The organism is Actinophytocola xanthii (assembly GCF_001921205.1).
Taxonomy (GTDB): domain Bacteria; phylum Actinomycetota; class Actinomycetes; order Mycobacteriales; family Pseudonocardiaceae; genus Actinophytocola; species Actinophytocola xanthii.
On the sequence record NZ_MSIE01000009.1, the window covers coordinates 1 to 16,762 of the forward strand.

The 16,762-nt window shown below is 73.2% G+C and carries 16 protein-coding genes and 1 pseudogene; 6 read left to right on the plus strand and 11 right to left on the minus strand.

Going from position 1 to position 16,762, the window contains the following annotated elements:
- Nucleotides 1-250 precede the first annotated feature (250 nt).
- Both BU204_RS07540 and BU204_RS07545 read right to left on the minus strand, forming a co-directional pair.
- On the minus strand, nt 251-1,453 hold the full coding sequence (locus BU204_RS07540; RefSeq protein ID WP_143229350.1) for an FAD-dependent oxidoreductase: 1,203 nt from the start codon (nt 1,451-1,453) through the stop codon (nt 251-253).
- Nucleotides 1,454-1,458: 5 nt separating this feature from the next.
- Nucleotides 1,459-2,346 carry an NAD(P)H-binding protein gene (locus tag BU204_RS07545; protein WP_075124853.1) on the minus strand — a complete coding sequence of 296 codons (888 nt, stop codon included), beginning with the start codon at nt 2,344-2,346 and terminating at the stop codon, nt 1,459-1,461.
- Nucleotides 2,347-2,431: 85 nt separating this feature from the next.
- Between BU204_RS07545 and BU204_RS07550 the strand changes: the two genes are divergently transcribed.
- Nucleotides 2,432-3,199 (plus strand): AraC family transcriptional regulator, encoded by a 768-nt coding sequence (locus BU204_RS07550; RefSeq protein WP_075124854.1) that lies wholly within the window; start codon nt 2,432-2,434, stop codon nt 3,197-3,199.
- A 4-nt stretch (nt 3,200-3,203) separates the two neighbouring features.
- Nucleotides 3,204-3,539, plus strand: coding sequence for a helix-turn-helix domain-containing protein (locus BU204_RS07555; protein ID WP_075124855.1), 336 nt, complete (start codon nt 3,204-3,206; stop codon nt 3,537-3,539).
- A 1-nt stretch (nt 3,540) separates the two neighbouring features.
- On the opposite strand, the gene BU204_RS07560 is transcribed toward BU204_RS07555, so the two are convergent.
- From BU204_RS07560 to ilvA, 4 genes are all read right to left on the minus strand, one after another.
- Nucleotides 3,541-4,131, minus strand: a complete 591-nt coding sequence (locus BU204_RS07560) for a ClpP family protease (RefSeq protein ID WP_075124856.1) — start codon at nt 4,129-4,131, stop codon at nt 3,541-3,543.
- A complete protein-coding gene (locus tag BU204_RS07565; protein ID WP_075124857.1) occupies nt 4,128-4,742 on the minus strand; it encodes a ClpP family protease in 615 nt (204 codons plus the stop codon). Before BU204_RS07565 ends, BU204_RS07560 begins: the two co-directional genes overlap by 4 nt.
- Nucleotides 4,743-4,811: 69 nt before the next feature.
- Nucleotides 4,812-4,997: a hypothetical protein gene (locus BU204_RS38940; protein WP_143229351.1), complete on the minus strand. Its 186-nt coding sequence runs from the start codon at nt 4,995-4,997 to the stop codon at nt 4,812-4,814.
- A 65-nt stretch (nt 4,998-5,062) separates the two neighbouring features.
- Nucleotides 5,063-6,295, minus strand: coding sequence for a threonine ammonia-lyase IlvA (gene ilvA, locus BU204_RS07570; RefSeq protein ID WP_075124858.1), 1,233 nt, complete (start codon nt 6,293-6,295; stop codon nt 5,063-5,065).
- A gap of 126 nt (nt 6,296-6,421) precedes the next feature.
- Here ilvA and BU204_RS07575 point away from each other — a divergent pair, with 126 nt between their 5' ends.
- Both BU204_RS07575 and BU204_RS07580 read left to right on the plus strand, forming a co-directional pair.
- Complete coding sequence (locus tag BU204_RS07575) at nt 6,422-7,294, plus strand: alpha/beta fold hydrolase (RefSeq protein WP_075124859.1); 873 nt, start codon at nt 6,422-6,424, stop codon at nt 7,292-7,294.
- Between the two features lie 10 nt (nt 7,295-7,304).
- Nucleotides 7,305-8,636 (plus strand): protein kinase domain-containing protein, encoded by a 1,332-nt coding sequence (locus tag BU204_RS07580; RefSeq protein ID WP_143229352.1) that lies wholly within the window; start codon nt 7,305-7,307, stop codon nt 8,634-8,636.
- Here BU204_RS07580 and BU204_RS07585 read toward each other — a convergent pair whose 3' ends face one another.
- The 5 genes and pseudogenes from BU204_RS07585 to BU204_RS07605 all read right to left on the minus strand — a co-directional run bounded on the left by BU204_RS07585 (nt 8,637) and on the right by BU204_RS07605 (nt 13,096).
- The gene (locus BU204_RS07585; RefSeq protein WP_075124861.1) at nt 8,637-9,176 is read right to left on the minus strand and encodes a GNAT family N-acetyltransferase; all 540 of its coding nucleotides are present in this window, start codon (nt 9,174-9,176) and stop codon (nt 8,637-8,639) included.
- Nucleotides 9,173-10,147 carry a hypothetical protein gene (locus tag BU204_RS41855; RefSeq protein ID WP_269844631.1) on the minus strand — a complete coding sequence of 325 codons (975 nt, stop codon included), beginning with the start codon at nt 10,145-10,147 and terminating at the stop codon, nt 9,173-9,175. Before BU204_RS41855 ends, BU204_RS07585 begins: the two co-directional genes overlap by 4 nt.
- Nucleotides 10,148-10,223: 76 nt before the next feature.
- Nucleotides 10,224-10,409: pseudogene (locus tag BU204_RS41860) on the minus strand (helix-turn-helix transcriptional regulator); the annotation flags it as partial.
- Nucleotides 10,410-10,520: 111 nt separating this feature from the next.
- Nucleotides 10,521-12,140 (minus strand): alpha-amylase family protein, encoded by a 1,620-nt coding sequence (locus tag BU204_RS07600; RefSeq protein ID WP_075124864.1) that lies wholly within the window; start codon nt 12,138-12,140, stop codon nt 10,521-10,523.
- Nucleotides 12,137-13,096 carry a TIGR03885 family FMN-dependent LLM class oxidoreductase gene (locus BU204_RS07605; RefSeq protein WP_075124865.1) on the minus strand — a complete coding sequence of 320 codons (960 nt, stop codon included), beginning with the start codon at nt 13,094-13,096 and terminating at the stop codon, nt 12,137-12,139. Before BU204_RS07605 ends, BU204_RS07600 begins: the two co-directional genes overlap by 4 nt.
- Before the next feature lie 145 nt (nt 13,097-13,241).
- Between BU204_RS07605 and BU204_RS07610 the strand changes: the two genes are divergently transcribed.
- Both BU204_RS07610 and BU204_RS07615 read left to right on the plus strand, forming a co-directional pair.
- On the plus strand, nt 13,242-15,407 hold the full coding sequence (locus BU204_RS07610; protein WP_075124866.1) for a glycoside hydrolase family 15 protein: 2,166 nt from the start codon (nt 13,242-13,244) through the stop codon (nt 15,405-15,407).
- A 251-nt stretch (nt 15,408-15,658) separates the two neighbouring features.
- Nucleotides 15,659-16,756, plus strand: a complete 1,098-nt coding sequence (locus tag BU204_RS07615) for a S1 family peptidase (protein WP_075124867.1) — start codon at nt 15,659-15,661, stop codon at nt 16,754-16,756.
- The last annotated feature ends 6 nt before the right edge of the window (nt 16,757-16,762 follow it).

The window sequence follows — 16,762 nt, forward strand, 5'->3', positions numbered from 1 at the left end:
CACTAGCATTTATCGGCACACTGTTGAGTTCTCAAACAACACGCGGAGGTTGTATCCGCCGCTCTTTGGTACGAGAAGGAACTCTACCCCACCCAAGATCGGGGTTTCACGGGGGGTCCCCCTGTCGTGGATCCCCTCCCTTCACCGCTCCCTGGCCGGTCGTCTCCTCGAGCCAGACCGCGTCGACCGAGGGGTTCTGCTTCCTTCCCATCGCCCCTGTCGCGTACCCCGGCGGAGCGTGCCGAAAACCTCAGGCGCGGCGGACGGCGCTGCCGGCGGACAGCGCCAGCCGGCCGAGCTGGAACACCGCGGGGTTGCGGAGCCTGAGCTGCCAGCGCAGCGGCTGGAGCGACTCCCGCACGGCGTCGACGGCGTACTCGGGCATCCGCTGCTGGTACGCGTGCACGGCCAGCGGGACGGTGGTCTCGCCGCGCAGCGCCCGGGTCAGCTCCTCGGCCAGGAGGTCGGCGTCGCGCAGCGCCGTGATGGCACCGCGGCCGCCGGTCGGCGGCATCGCGTGGACCGCGTCGCCGAGGGCGGTGACCGGGCCAGCCGGCCAGGGAACGAGGTCGGTCTCCGGGTCGGCCGCGTAGTACGGGAAGGCGGTCACCGAGGCCGGGTCGGCCGCGGCCACCAGGTCGCGCAGCACCGGCGACCAGTCGCGCAGCAGATACCGGGCGAGCTCGTGGTGCACGTCCGGCCGCGCGTCCAAGGGCAGGTCGCGGACGGTGGTGATGCCCCACAGCAGGAACGGCCGGTCGACGACGGGGGGCACCTCGCGGCAGGCCGCGGCGTCCACGCTCGCGGTGGCGGGGTCGTGTGCGGACAGGAACACGATCGTTCCGCCCGGGCCGAACACGAACGCCGGGCCCACCCGCAGCTCCGGCGGGACCACGGTGTCCCCGCCGATGGGCGTGCGGCCGGCCAACCCGTTCGCCCGCAGCCGGCGGGCGGTGGGCCGGCCGGCGAGCACGGAGGCGGTCCGCGAGCGCGCGCCGTCCGCCCCGACCAGGACGTCGCCGGTCTCCGTCGTGCCGTCGGCGAAGTGGGCTGTCACCACGCCGTCGTGCACCGTGTGGTGGGTGAACTCGCGGCCGAACGCGACGACGTCGTCCAGGCCGTGGCACAGCAGCGTGCGCAGCGCGATCCGGCTGATCAGCAGGTTGTCACCGTCACCCGGTCGCGGTATCCGGAGCAGCGGCCGCAGGCGGTGGTCGAGGAAGGTGAACCGCTGGAACGAGCCGGGGCCGGCGGAGCTCGCGAGCAACGCCTGGTACACCGCCGGGGGCAGCCGCCTGGCGAGGATCTCGCAGGCGGTGGCGTCGAGGTGCAGCCGGTACCCACCGGTGTCCTCGGCACGGCTGTCCCGGTCCGCCACGAGCACCTCGGCCCCGGCGTCACGCAACGCCCGGCCGAGCACAAGCCCGCCGACGCCGCCACCGATCACGATCATCCGCACTAGGAGACAACGTGCGCGCTGCCCGACGGGTTCCGCGCGCCGAACGCGTCCCGGTGGTCGTTGGCCCAGGCGGCGAAGGTGGTGGCCGGGCGTCCCAGGAGCCGTGGCACGTCCTGGGTCACGACCGCGTTGTGCCCGGCCCTCGCCCAGGCCACCCCGGTGAGGATCGCGTCGACAGCGGCCCTGTCGGTGCCGGATCCCAGCAGCTGCTCGCGGGCGACCTCGAGGGGAACGTCGACGGTGGTGACCGTCCTGCCCAGGACCGAGGACAGGACCCGCGCCTGGTCGGGAACGCCGATCGGCTCCGGACCGGTCAGGGTGTAGGTCCGGCCCTCGTGGCCCCGACCGGTCAGCACCTCGGCCGCGGCGGCTGCCACGTCCCGGGGGTCGACCACCCCCTGCCTCGCCGTCCCGGTCAGGTTCGGCACCGGCCCGCCAGCGGCGACGGTGTCCGCGAACGCGAGGAGGTTCGAGGCGAAGCTGGAGGGTCGCAGCACCGTCCAGGCCAGGCCGCTGGACCGCAGGCCCTGCTCGGCCCGCAGGTGCCAGGCTCCGACCGTCCGGCCGTCGACGGTCTCGCCGGTGCCGATCGCGGACAGCTTCACGACGGTGGCCACCCCCGCGGCCCGGGCGGCGGCCAGCATCGCCAGGTCGTGGTCCGGCGTGGGCGTCGGCGGCGCGGTGAGCAGGAACACCGCCCGTACCCCGGCCACGGCCGCCGCCAGCGACGCCGGGTCGTCGAAGTCGCCGCGGACGACCTCCACGCCGGACGCGACCGGGGCGGCCGCGGGGTCACGGGTCATCGCGCGCACGGCTGCTCCCCGAGCGGTCAACGCGGGTACGAGGTGGGTTCCGACGGTGCCGGTGGCACCGGTTACCAGGATCATGTCCGCGACGCTGCCACCCGGTCGTCGGCGAGAGCTTGGAGATTTCGGCACGTTCGGCCACGGCGGAGGCGTCTACGGTGGCGGCATGGCTGTGCGGGAGCAGGCACTCGAGGTGCCGGCGGAGCTCGGTGAGTGGATCAGCGATCTCGACGTCGCCACGGTCGAGGACCGCGCACCGGGGCACCCGGTGGTCGACGAGCCCGACCACGCCACGCGGCTGGTGCTCCGCGTCGCGCCCGGCCGGGGCGGCGAGTTGGTGGTCGTCGGTCCCCGCACGCGCGCCTCGTACCACGTGAGCCAGCCGGGACTGTGGTGTGCGCGGGCCACCCTCCGCCCGGGTCGGGCCGCGCGTCTGCTCGGATGCCCCGCCGGCCAGCTCGTCGACCGGATCCTGCCGCTCGGCGTGTTCCGGCCGCCGGTGTCCCCCGCCGAGTCGTTCGCACACCTGCTCACCCACGCGCTGCCGACCGCCACCACGCCGCGGGAGACCCTGCTGCGCGACGCGGTCACGTTGCTGTCCACCGGTACCGAGGGCGTTGCGGGCGTCGCGCGGCGCCTCGGGGTGAGCGAACGCCACCTGCGCACCGTGTTCGCCGACGACGTCGGGTTGTCACCGAAGCACTTCGCCCGGATCGAGCGGCTGCGCACCGTGCTCGCCGACTCCCCCCGCCGCCCGCTGGCCGAGCTCGCGGCGACCCTCGGCTTCTCCGACCAGTCGCACCTGAGCGGAGAGTTCCGCCGGTTCATGGGCGTATCGCCGGCCGCGTTCCGTCGAGGTGAGCTGCCGCCCGCGACCGGGTGTTCCGCCCGGAGCGTAACCGTCGCACCGGCGGGCGACCCGGTGCGACGATGACCGCATGGCCGACATCCTCCCCTTCGACCAGAACCGCGCGGCGGTCAAGGCTCGGGAGCCGGAGCCGCTGTGGCGGGAGGCTCTCGGCCGCGCCCTGCGCGCCGTCCGGGAGGAGCAGGGCGACCGCCTGGTCGACGTGGCGGAGCGGGCGGGGATGTCGCCGCAGTACCTGTCGGAGGTCGAACGCGGTCGCAAGGAGCCGTCGAGCGAGATGATCGCCGCGGTCACCGGGGCTCTCGGCGTCCGGCTGGCCGACCTGCTCGCCCAGGTCGCGGGCGACGTCCGGCGCCGGACCGCGGCCGGGCGCCGGACGTCGGGTCCCGTGCTCCTGGCCGCCTGAGTCAGCTCCGCCGGTCCAGGACGTGGTCGGCGAGCCCGTAGGCCACCGCGCCCGCCGCGTCGAACACGCGGTCCCGGTCGGTGTCGTGGCGCAGGTCCGCCACGTCGCGTCCGGTGTGGGCGGAGAGGATCTCCTCCAGCTGGGTGCGCACCCGGATGACCTCGTCGGCCTGGAGGATGAGGTCCGGGATCGTGCCGCGGCCCTGCGCGGCCGGCTGGTGCAGCACCACCCTGGTGTGCGGCAGCACGGCCCGCCGACCGGCCTCCCCGGCGGCCAGCAGGACCGCGCCGGCCGCGACCGCCTGTCCGACGCACGTCGTCGCCACCGGCGCCTTGATGTAGCGCATCGTGTCGTACAGCGCGAGCATGGCGGACGGGTCGCCGCCCTCGGAGTTGATGTACAGGTTGATCTCCTGGTCGGGGTTCTCCGCCTCCAGGTGCAGCAGCTGGGCGATCAGCGCGTTCGCCACGCCCGGGTCGATCGCCGTGCCCAGGTAGACGATCCGCGAGGACAGCAGGTGCGAGTAGACGTCCATGATCCGCTCGCCACCCAGGCCGCGCGTGATCACGTTGGGAATGGTGTACGTACTCACGCGGGCACCCCCAGGCCCAGTTCGTGGGTGCGGACGGGCACGACCTGGTCGAGGCTGTCCACGACGCGGTCGATGAAGCCGTACTCGCGTGCCTGCTCGGTGGTGAACCAGCGGTCGTGCAGCGAGTCGGCGAAGACCTGCTCGACCGGCTGGCCGGTGTCCTCGGCGATGAGCGCCAGCACGGTGTCCCTGGTGTGCCGCAGGTCGTCGGCCTGCACCTCCACCTCGACGGCCGAGCCGCTGATCCCGGCCGAGCCCTGGTGCATGAGGATCCTGGCGTGCGGGAGGGCGAAGCGCTTTCCGCGGGTGCCCGCGGAGAGCAGGAACTGCCCGGCACTGCACGCCAGGCCCAGCGCGAGCGTGGCCACGTCGCAGGGCACGAGCCGCATCACGTCGCGGATGGCGAGCATGGCCGGCACCGAGCCGCCCGGCGAGTGGATCCACAGGGCGATGTCCTTGCGCGGGTCCTCACTCGCCAGCGAGAGCAGCTGGGTGGCGAGCACCGTCCCGTTGTCGTCGTCGAGCACGCCGTCGAGCACCAGCACGCGCTGGCTGTAGAACCGTTCCCGGAGCCGGTGGTCGAACAGCGGTCGCCTGTCGTCGTTCGTCATGCCCCGACGATGCCGGGACCGGAGCGCCGTCGGCCGGTCTCGCTGCTGTGAGCGGATCAGCTCTCGGCGTCACCACCACGACCCGATCTCGCGTCCCCCCGGGTCGAGGCCGAGCGTCGCGGTCGGCAGCAGGAACCAGTGGCGGTCGATGCACAGGATCTTCGCGTGCTCGACCAGGCCGTCGGTGCTCGGCATCACCGCCCGCCACAGGATTTCCGCCGGCCTTCCACATTCCGGGCACACGGTCAGCTCCACGGCCCTCACCCCCCTGCGTACTTTCCCTACAGGAGGGCGCCGAGCGGGCTCCGATACCCAGCGGCTCAGACCAGGAAGGTGAACAGCGGGCTGTCCGGCGGGACCCGCTCGATCCGGTGCGGCACGTTCTCCATCCGCTTGAGGATCGGCTCGAGGTTCTCCGGGCTGCCCAGCTCGAGCCCGACCAGCGCCGGCCCGGTCTCCCGGTTGTTGCGCTTGACGTACTCGAACAGCGTGATGTCGTCGTCGGGGCCGAGCACGTCGTCGAGGAAGCGGCGCAGCGCCCCCGGCTCCTGCGGGAACTCGACGAGGAAGTAGTGCTTACGGCCCTCGAACACGAGGGCCCGCTCCACGATCTCGGCGTAGCGGCTCACGTCGTTGTTGCCGCCGGACAGCACGCACACGACGGTCGCCCCCCGGGGCAGGTCGAGCAGGTCGAGTGCCGCGGGCGCCAGCGCGCCGGCCGGCTCGCTGATGATGCCGTCGGACTGGTAGAGGTCCAGCATCTCCACGCAGATCTGCCCCTCGGGCACCGCCATCAGGCGGGGTCGGTACCGCGCGGCGAGCGCGTGGGTGTGGGTACCGACCGTGCGGACGGCGGCGCCGTCGACGAACGGGTCGAGGTGTTCCAGCGGCACCGGCCGGCCAGCGGCCAGGGCCGCGGCCATGCTCGCCGCGCCGAGCGGTTCGGCGCCGACCACCTCGACTCCGGAGGAGCCCAACCAGGCCAGCGTCCCGGCCAGCAGGCCGCCGCCGCCCACCGGCACCACCATGACGCTCGGGGCGTGGCCCAGCTGCTCGACGACCTCCTTGGCGACCGTGCCCTGGCCGGCGATCGTGCGCGGGTCGTCGAACGCGGGGATCAGCGTCATGCCGCTCTCGTCGGCGTGGTCGCGTGCCGCCGCGGCGGCGTCGTCGTAGGTGTCGCCCTTCACCACGACCTGGACGTGCCGGCCTCCGAGGAAGGCCACCCGGTCCCGCTTCTGCCGGGGCGTGGTGCGCGGCAGGTACACCCAGGCGGGAACGCCGAGCGCGGCGCAGGCGAACGCGACGCCCTGGCCGTGGTTGCCCGCGCTCGCGCACACGACGCCGCGCTCGCGCTGGGCCGGGGTGAGCTCGCTGACGAAGGTGAACGCCCCACGGCCCTTGTAGGAGCGGACGGCGTTGAGGTCCTCGCGCTTGAGCCAGACGTCGAGGTCGTACCGGGTGGAGAGCCGCTGGTTGCGTTGCAGCGGGCTCGGCGGGATCACCCCGGCGAACCGCTTCGCCGCCGCCGCGACGTCGGCCGCGCTGACCATGGACCTCTCCCGTTCGTGCGGACGCAGGGGACCTTACCGGGGTCCGGCGCGGTCGGCCTCCGCAGCTCCGCCGGACCGCGAGGCGACCGCGACCCGGAGCGAGCCCGGCGGCCATACGCTCGCCGGGTGAGCGTCGCGACCACCTCCAACGGCGACATCGAGATCGCCTACCAGACCGTCGGCCCGGCCGGGGGCCGGCCGCTGCTGCTGATCACCGGCTTCACCGCGCCGATGGCGGCCTGGCCGGACGGGTTCTGCGCCGCGCTGGTGGATCGTGGCTTCCACGTGGCCCGGTTCGACAACCGGGACGCGGGCCGGTCCTCCCGGGCCACCCGCCGCTACACGCTGGCGGAGATGGCGGGCGACGCGCTGGCCGTGCTCGACGCGCTGGGCTGGCCGGCGGCACACGTCGTCGGCCAGTCCATGGGCGGGATGGTCGGCCAGGTGCTGGCCGCCCGGCACGGCGAGCGGGTGCTCAGCCTGACGTCGATGTCCTCCGCGCCCGACCACCGCGTGCGGGTGGACCCGCGCCGGCTCGGGCTCGTGCTGCGGTACCTGGTCCTGTCCGCCCGAACGCCGGCGGGTCCGGCCGCCGCGGGCGAGCAGCTGGTGCGGCTGATGCGGTTGATCGGCTCCCCCGGCTACCCGCCGGACGAGGCGTGGCTGCGCCGGCTGGGTGCGGAGTCCTTCGCCCACCGCACCGACCTCGCGGCGAGCCGGCGGCAGGTCGCCGCGGTCCGCGCCGCCGGTGACCGCCGCGCCGAGCTGGCCGGCGTCCGGGTGCCGACGCTGGTCCTGCACGGCGAGGCCGACCCGGCGCAGCCGCCGCGGGCCGGGCGGGCGACCGCGGCGGCGATACCGGGCGCCCGGTTCGTGGGCTACCCCGGCATGGGCCACGACGTCCCCCGGGAGCTGTGGCCGGCGATCAGCGCGGAGATCGAGGCGGTCGCGGCCTCCCGGGACGGTGTGGCTGGACCCGGACCGGCGGCGGCGCGCTAGCGTTGCGCGCGTGGAACCGGGTGACCTGATCGGGGAGCGCTACCGGATCGTGTCGCTCGTCGGCCGTGGGGCCATGGGCGTGGTCTGGAAGGCCCACGACACGCGGCTCGACCGGCAGGTGGCGGTCAAGCAGCTGCGGCTGGACCGGACCAAGCCGGCGGAGGCCGAGGAGGCGACGCAGCGGGCGATGCGCGAGGGGCGCAACGCCGGACGGCTGCGCCACCAGAACGCCGTCGCCGTGTACGACGTGGTCGAGCACGAGTCCAGCCCGTGCCTGGTGATGGAGTTCCTCAACGGGGAGAGCCTGGCCGACCGGGGCGTCGGCTCGCCGCGGGAGGCGGCCGCGATCGGCGCGCAGCTCGCCGCGGCGCTGGCCGCCGCGCACGAGGCGGGCATCGTCCACCGCGACGTCAAGCCGGACAACGTGCTGATCACCGCCGACGGCACAGCCAAGATCACCGACTTCGGCATCTCCCGGGCCGCGGGTGACGTGTCGGTGACCGCCACCGGGATCCTCGCCGGCACCCCGGCCTACCTGGCGCCCGAGGTCGCCCGCGGCGACGACGCGGACTTCCGCTCGGACGTGTTCTCCCTCGGCGCGACGCTCTACGCCGTCCTGGAGGGCATGCCGCCGTTCGGGATCCACGAGAACGCGATCGCGATGCTGCACCGGGTGGCGGCCGGCAAGCTCAACCCGCCGCGCAACGCCGGGGTGCTGACCGGCCCGCTGCTCTGGCTGCTCAACCCCGACCCGGCCCAGCGCCCGACCATGCACGCGGCCCACGAGGTGCTCGCCGCCGCGGCCAGGGGCCGCCCGACGAACATCCCCGCCGGCCCGAACCCGACGCTGACCATGCCCCGGCGGCGGATGTCCCGGCGGGCGGTGGTCGCGGCCGTCCTCGCCGCGGCGCTGGTGGCGGCCGGGGTCGTCGTGGGCATCCTCATCGCCGGCGACGACGAGCCCAGCGGCGGCGACGCCGGCGGCGGCTCGTCCGGCGCGCCCCCACCGGCCTCCTCGTCCACCGCCCCGCCGCGCGCGACCTGCCTGGCCACCTTCCGGGTGACCAACTCCTGGCAGGAGGGCTACGGGGCGGAGGTCACCGTGACCAACCAGGGCGACACCACCCTGACCGGCTGGCGGCTGACCTGGACCCTGCCCGACGGGCAGCAGATCAAGAACCTGTGGAACGGCCAGCGGGTTCAGGAGGGCAACGCGGTCACCGTCGACAACGCCCCCTACAACGTGTCCATCGAGCCGGGCGCCGAGGTGAAGGTCGGCATGAACATCGACACGGTCGCGCAGGCCCGCCCCGTTCCCGAGATCCGCTGCGAGGAGCGCTGACTACAGCTGTTTCACCATCGCCTCGTACAGGGGCGAGTCGGGGAACGGCCGCATCCGGCCGACGACGCGGAAGCCCCAGGAGAGGTAGGCGGAGCGGGCCGGCGTGTTCTCGGGTCGGACGAGCAGCGCCACCCGCTCCACCGAGAGCCCGTCGAGCAGGGCCGCGGACAGGGCCGCCGCGTAACCCCGCCGGCGGCAGTCCGGGCGGACCATCAGCTCGTTGATGCAGAAGGTCCGGCTGCCGGTCTCGCGGACCAGGTCGGGGTCGGCCGGGGTGGTCAGCCCGCGCCACCACGCGCTGTCGGTGGGCAGGACCGCGCCCAGGGTGAAACCCACCAGCCGGCCCGCCACGTCCGCGGTGACCAGCCGGACAGCCTCGCGGTGGCTGCCGCGTTCGACGCGCTCCCAGAAGCGGTCCGGGGAGAAGAACGGGTCGTCGAGCCGTTCGGCGTAGGCCTCCCGGTAGACCTCGAGCAGGTCGTCCTTCCGGGCGCGCAGGCCTGGCCCGTCGTACCGGACCAGGTCAGCGTCAGAACTCATGCGGCACGGTAGCGGTCGACGAACGCGCTCGCCTCGGGGACGTCGGGGAAGGCGGCCAGCCGGGTGGCGATGTCGTCCAGTTTCGACGTGACGCGCCAGCTGGCGACGTGCCCGGCCAGGTCGTCGAGCACCTGGTGCGCGGTCTCGGCGGCACCGTCCACGGCGCCGCGATCGAGACGGGCGCCGGCCAGGCGGACGCGCCAGGTCGCGAGGTTGCGCGGCATTCGTCGCTCGTAGCCGGCGATGGTGCGTTCGAGCAGCCGCTCGGCCTCGGCGCCGCGTCCCAACTTCAGGGCGCAGGTGGCCGCGACGCAGTCGACCTCCGCCGGGGTGAGGAAGACGGCCCACTCCTCCCCGGCGGTGTCGCTGTCGCGTTCGAGCGCGCTGTAGGCCCGGCCGATGGCTCGATCCGCGTCGCGCGCGTCACCGGTGCCGGAACTGCTCTCGGCGAGGCGCAGCTGGGGGATGGCGGCGAGCCAGGCCGGCGCGCCACTGCCCGTCGCTGCCTGCTCGGCACCGAGAGCGAACCGCTGTGCCTCCCGCGGCCGGTCGAGCACGTTGGCCTGGAAGGCGAGGTTGGACAGGGCTCTCGTCTCCACGATCGGGTCCCTCGCCTGGCGCCCAAGCACGAGTGCCTCCCCCAGGCAGATGCGCGCGAGCCGGTGTTCCCCGGCGTCGAGCGCGAGCCAGCCGGCGCAGACCTGAAGTCGGCCGGTCGCGGCCAGCAGCTGACGCTCGACGATGCTGTTGTAGCTGCCGTACTCGAGCAGGCCCGTGCCCTCCCGGGCGTGGTCGAGCGCGGCCCGCCAGATCGTCTCACCGCCGTGGCGTTGGTCCAGGCCGTGCAACCGGGCGGCCGAGTCGCGCAGCCGCCGGACATCGGCGAGACCGACGGTGGTGCCGGCCCCCACACCGAGCCCGGCCACCGCCGTCGTGGCCACCCCCCACTTCATCAGCGTGCGGCGCCTCATGTCGTCCCACGTTACCGCCAGATCCGCGGACGGGACCGTGTGTTCCTCGATCGTGAGCAGCTCGCTCGGCGAGTTCGTCCCGGCTGATGCCGAGCAGCTCCGCGAACTTCGGCCACAGGTAGGGCACCGGCTCGTGTTGGCCGGCCTCCCACCGGATCACCGTGGACCGGTCGACGCCCAGCGCCTCGGCCAGGCTCTCCTGGGTGAAACCGGCTGACTTGCGCCTCCCCGCCAGCGCGCGGCGATTGCGTCGTGCCACCACTCAGGTACCTCCCGCTACCGGACTGGCGGCGAACGTAGCAGCGGGCACGCTCCCGCGCAGGGGACCGTGCCCGGGCTGCCACGTTCTTGCGGCGATGTTCCGTCGTTGCCGTCAGGAGCGGGGGCGGAGCCAGCGGTAGCCGTACGGTTCGAGGGTGATCTGCTCGCCCGGCTTGGCGTCCTGGGTTCCCAGCAGGTCCTCCAGCACCGTCCAGCCGTCGTCCTTCGGCAACGTGATCTTGGCTGGCTTGTCGCCGAGGTTGTGGGCGGCGACGACCGTGGCGCCGTCCCAGTCGCAGCGGTGGACCAGCGCGGCGCCCTTGTCGGTGAGTACCGTGACCGTGCCCCAGCCCAGCTCGGGGCACTCCTTGCGGCGGCGGATCACCCGTTCCATCCAGTTGAGCAGCGAGTCCGGGTCGCGGCGCTGGTCGGTGACGTTGACGCTCTGGTCCTCGGGCAGTGGCCGGCACAGCCGGGCGCCGTCGGGGGCGGAGGAGAAGCCGGCGTGGGTCCCGGCCGTCCACTGCATGGGCGTGCGGCAGGCGAGGCGGCCCTCGATCTCGAGGTTCTCGACCATGCCGATCTCCTCGCCGTAGAACAGGGTCGGCGTGCCGGGCAGGGAGAACATCAGCGAGTAGACCAGCCGGATCCTCGCCTGGTCGCCGTCCATCATGGACGGTAGCCGGCGGCGTAGGCCGCGGCCGTAGAGCTGCATGTCCTCCTCGGGGCCGAACGCCTCGAACACCTCGGCCCGTTCGGAGTCCGAGAGCTTGTCCAGGCTCAGCTCGTCGTGGTTGCGCACGAAGTTGGCCCACTGGCACTCCGCCGGGATCTCCGGCATCGACTTCAGCGCCTTCACGATCGGTGCGACGTCCTTGCGCGCCAGCGCGAGGTACATGGCCTGGTTCAACGGGAAGTTGAACATCATGTTGAGCTCGTCGCCGTTGGTGCCGAAGAACTCCGTGGCCTGTTCGTAGGGCAGGTTGACCTCGCCGAGCAGTACCGCGTCACCGCGTCGCCGGCTCAGGTACCGGCTCAGCTCGCGCAGCAGGTTGTGCGGGTCCTTGTGCTCGCTCTCCGGACCGGCGGCCTCCTCCAGCAGGAACGGCACGGCGTCGATCCGGTAGCCGGTCACGCCCAGCGCCAGCCAGAAGCCGCCGATCTTGGCGATCTCGTCGCGCACGGCCGGGTTCGCGGTGTTGAGGTCGGGCTGCTCGGAGTAGAACCGGTGGAAGTACCACTGGCCCGCGTCCTCGTCCCAGGCCCAGTTGGACACCTCCTCGCCCGGGAACACCAGCTGTTCGGAGGCCTCCGGCTTCTCGTCCTGCCAGACGTAGTAGTCGTGGAAGGGCGCGTCGCGACCCTTGCGGGCGGAGCGGAACCAGCGGTGTTGGTGGGAGGTGTGGTTCACCACCAGGTCGATGATCACGCGCATGCCCCGGTCCTGGGCGGTGCGCAGCATCTCGGCGAAGTCGCCCAGGGTGCCGAGCTTCTCGTCGACGGTGAAGAAGTCGCTGATGTCGTAGCCGTCGTCGCGCTCGGGCGAGGGGTAGCAGGGCATCAGCCACAGGCACGTGACGCCGAGGCCGGCGAGGTAGTCGATCCGCTCGGTCAGGCCGACCAGGTCGCCGCAGCCGTCACCGTTGGTGTCGAAGAACGTCTGCACGTCCAGGCAGTAGATGACCGCGTTCTTCCACCACAGGTCGCTCGTCGCGGTGCGCTTGCCGGTCATCCGTGCAGCTCCGGCAGGACGTGCTCGGCAAAGCAGTCGATGAAGGCCCGTTGCTCCTGGCCGACGTGGTGCACGTAGATCTCCTCGAATCCCAGGTCGGCCGCCTCACGCAGCCACTCCACGAAACGCTTGGGGTCGCTCGCGATGAGCACACCGGCGTGCATGTCCTCGGGTCGGACGTGCTTGGCCGCCGCGTCGAACTCGGCCGGGGTGGCGATGTCCCAGCACAGTGGGGCCTCGAAGACGTTGGTGCGCCACTGCTCGTGGGCGATCCGCAGCGCCTCGTCCTCGTCGGGCGCCCAGCTCACGTGGACCTGCAACGCGAGCGGCTTGTCCCCGCCGCGGTCGCGGAAGGCGTCCACCACCCGGCGCAGGGTCTCCGCCGGCTGCCAGATGGTGATCAGGCCCTCGGCCCACTCCCCCGCCCAGCCGGCGGTCTCCGCGCTCACCGCGGTCGCCAGCAGCCGGGGCGGCTGTTCCGGCCGCGTCCAGAGCCGCGCCCGGTCCACCCGGACCAGGCCGCGGTGGGTGACCTCCTCGCCGGCCAGCAGCGCGCGGATGATGTCGACGCACTCGCGCAACCGGGCGTTGCGGGTCGGCTTGTCCGGCCACGGCTCGCCGGTGATGTGCTCGTTGGAGAACTCGCCGGTGCCCAGGGCAACCGAGAGCCGGCCGGGGAACATCTCGGCCAGCGTGCCGACCGCCTGCGCCACGACCGCCGGGTGGTAGCGCTGCCCCGGCGCGTTCACCATGCCGATCGGGAAGCCGGTCCTCGCCAACGCGGCGCCGAGCCACGAGAACGCGAAGCCCGACTCGCCCTGCCGCTCGCTCCAGGGCGAGAAGTGGTCCGAGGACCAGGCGGCGGCGAACCCGGCCCGCTCCGCGTGTACGACGTCGTCCAACAGCTTGCTCGGCGCGATCTGCTCGTGCGAGGCGTGCCAACCCACTCTGGGCATGAAACCTCCTCCGGTGCGAGAGCGGGCTTCCCCGGCGGGTCGGATTTCAAACGGGTCCATAAAGGACTCGGTGGTCGTCGTGCGGACGCGACCGACTTGCGGCACCGTGGGTGTGTCGTGCCGCCCGGCCAGAAAGGGAGCTGACATGCGTCATCGCAGAACCATGCTGGTGGGGACGTTGGCGGCGACCGTGCTGGCGGGCACGGCCATGCCCGCGACCGCGGCCGGACCCGACGCGCCGGGGGGTCCGGGCGCACCGGCGGTGTACCAGCCGGCGGACAAGGAAGGCTTCGGAACGGCCCGCGGCGGCGCGGCGAGCCCGGTGTGGTTCACCCTCGGCGGCGGCCGGATGACCGAGGTCTTCTATCCCGACCTGAGCACGCCCGCGGTGCGCGAGCTCCAGCTGGTGGTGACCGACGGCCGGACGTTCACCGAACGCGCCCAGGACGTCTCGGTCCGCACCGAGCCGGTGCGCGGGCGCGGCCTCACGTTCCGGCAGGTCGCCCGGGGTACCGGCTGGACCGCGGAGACCACCTACGTCACCGATCCGCGCCGGGCGAGCGTCCTGGTGGACGTGTCGCTCCGCTCCCGCCGCCCGCTGCAGGCCTACGTCCTCTACGACCCGGCGCTGTCCCGCGAGGGCGGCGACGACACCGCGCGCAGCGGCGCGGGCCTTGTCGCCTCGGACGCAGCCGCGAGCAGCGTGGTGGCGTCCCGCCGCGGCTTCGCGGCGACGTCGTCGGGCTACCTGGGCACCAGCGACGGCTGGACCGACCTGGCCCGCGACCACCGGATGGACTGGCGGTACCGGGCGGCCGGGCCGGGCAACGTCGTGCAGACCGGCAAGCTCCGCCTCGACGGCGTCCGGCACCGCAGCGACACCCTCGTCCTCGGCTTCGGCGCCTCGGCGCGGGAGGCCGAGCGGACCGCGGCCCGCTCGCTCGCCGGGAGTTTCGCCGCCGCGGCGCGCTCCTACGCACACGGCTGGGAGTCCTACCTCAACCGCCTGCGCCGGCCGCCGGCCAGTGTCGGCACGCGGCACGAGCGAGAGGTCTACCGCAGCTCGCTGATGGTGCTGGCGGCCACCGAGGACAAGCGCAACCCCGGTGGCTACATCGCGGCGCCCGGGTTTCCGTGGGCCTTCGGCTTCGACCGTCAGCTCGCCCCCGAGTTCGGCTCCTACGCCCTGGTGTGGCCGCGGGACCTGTACCAGGTCGCGACCGCGCTGATCGCCGCGGGCGACCGAGGCGGCGCCGAGCGGGCGCTGGACTTCATGCTGGAGGTGCAGCAGCAGCCCGACGGTCACCTGGCACAGAACACGCGGGTCACCGGTGAGCCGTACTGGACCAGCGTCCAGCTCGACGAGACCGCCGCGCCGATGCTGCTGGCCTGGCTGCTCGACCGCACCGACGAGTCCACACTGGATAGCCTGCGGCGCGCGGCCGAGTTCCTGGTGAACTACGAGCAGGACGGCAACCGGGCGCCGTGGACCGAGCAGGAGCGCTGGGAGAACCAGAGCGGTTACTCCCCCGCGACCATCGCCTCCGCGGTCGCCGGTCTGGTGTGCCTGGCGGACCTGCTGTCCCGCGCCGGCGACGAGGCCGGCGCACGGCGGTACCTGGCGGTCGCGGACCAGTGGGCGTCCACTGTGGAGGCCTGGACGGCGACGAGCAACGGCCCGCTCTCCCCCGACCCGTACTACCTCCGCCTGACCAAGGACGGCCGGCCCAACCAGGGCACGACCTACAACCTCGGCGACAACAACGTCGGCGAGGTCGACCAGCGCACGGTCGTCGACCCCAGCTTCCTGGAGCTGGTCCGCCTGGGCGTGCGTCCCGCCGACGACCCGACCGTGGCGAACACGGTGTCGGTGGTGGACCGGGAGCTGTCCGAGCTGACCCCGGTCGGCCGGCTGTGGCACCGCTTCACCAGCGACGGCTTCGGCGAGACGGCCGACGGTCGGCCGTGGAACGTCAACTGGCCGACGCCGACCCGGACCTACGGCCGGCTCTGGCCGATCTTCGCGGGCGAGCGCGGCGAGTACGAGCTGCTGGCCGGGCGGCCCGCCGCCGCCCGTTCCCGCCTCACCACGATCGCCGCGACGGCGAACAGCGGCCTGATGCTGCCCGAGCAGGTGTGGGACAACCGCCCGCCGGCGCCGGCGAACGCCCGCCCGGGCACCGGGACCGGTTCGGCCACCCCGCTCGCCTGGACGCACGCCCAGTACGTCCGGCTCGCCTGGTCGATCCAGAGCGGCGAACCGGTGGAGCGGCCGTCGGTCGTCGCCTGCCGGTACGCCGAGACCTGCTGAGCGGGAGCTGCGCCGTTCGGCTCACGACCTTCGGCGGGGGTTCGCGGACCGTCGTCCGGAGGTCGGGGCCGTTCGGCGGGCGACTCCTCCGGTAGTAGGACGGGAGGCCAGGAAAATGACGCTCCGCGCGGCCAACTCCGTCGCAGCGGAACCCTTCTGGTCGCTGGTGCGGCGAGCGGCGGATTCCTAACGTCGTCGGTGCTGGTTTGAATTTTCCTCACATTCTCTCTCGGGGAAGGGAATCCCTACTCATGAAACTCCCTTGGAGTAAAGCCCTCGGCGTCCTCGCCGCGGCGGCGGCCCTGGTGCCGCTGGCCACCACCACCGCCCAGGCACTGCCCGCCGGCTACGGCGAGCCCGTCGCCGCCGCGGCGATCGACTCGCTGGCCGCCGACGGGTTGGGCGCCGACCACGCGACCGAGCTGCTCTCGGCCCAGCCCGGGCTGGTCGAGACCGGCGAGAAGGCCGTCGCACAGGTCGGCGAGGACTCGGCGGGCATGTACCTCGACCGCGCCTCCGCGACGGTCGTGGTCAACGTCGTCGACCGGGACGACGTGGCGACGGTCCGCGCGGCCGGCGCGACGGCCAAGGTCGTGGACCACAGCATGACCGAGCTCGAGGCCGCCAGGGACGCGCTCGGCAAGGTGCAGCCGGCCGACACGGCGGTGGGGATCGACGTCGCGGCCAACCAGGTCGTGGTCCGGATCGGCGAGACCGCCGCGGCGGCGAAGGTCGACACGCTCACCGCCACGGCGACGCGGTTCGGCGACATGGTGCGGACCGAGCGGGTGGACGGCTCGTTCACCACCACGATCTCCGGCGGCGACGCGATCACCGGCAGCGCCGGCCGCTGCTCGCTCGGCTTCAACACCACCGGCAACACCGGGATCACCGCCGGCCACTGCACCGAGGCGATCTCGCAGTGGTACGACGCGAACGGTGCCTACTACGGCCCCTCGATCGCGGAGAACTTCCCCGGCGAGGACTACGGCCTGATCCGCAACGACGGCGGCCTGCCGCAGCCCGGTGACGTCAACCTCTACAACGGCGGCTACCAGGACATCACCAACGCGGCCGACCCGTACGCCGGCCTGTCGGTGTGCAAGAGCGGCAGCACGACCGGCCTGACCTGTGGCACCGTCACCGCCACGGGCCTGACCATCTGCTACGCCCAGGGCTGCGTCTACAACATGGCGGAGAGCACCGCCTACGTCCAGCCCGGTGACAGCGGCGGCGCCTGGTTCGCCGGTGACATCGGGGTCGGCATCACCTCCGGCATGGGTGGCGGCTACAGCTACTTCCAGCCGCTCGTCCCGGGGCTGAACCTCTACGGCGTCTGGGTCTTCTGACCCGGG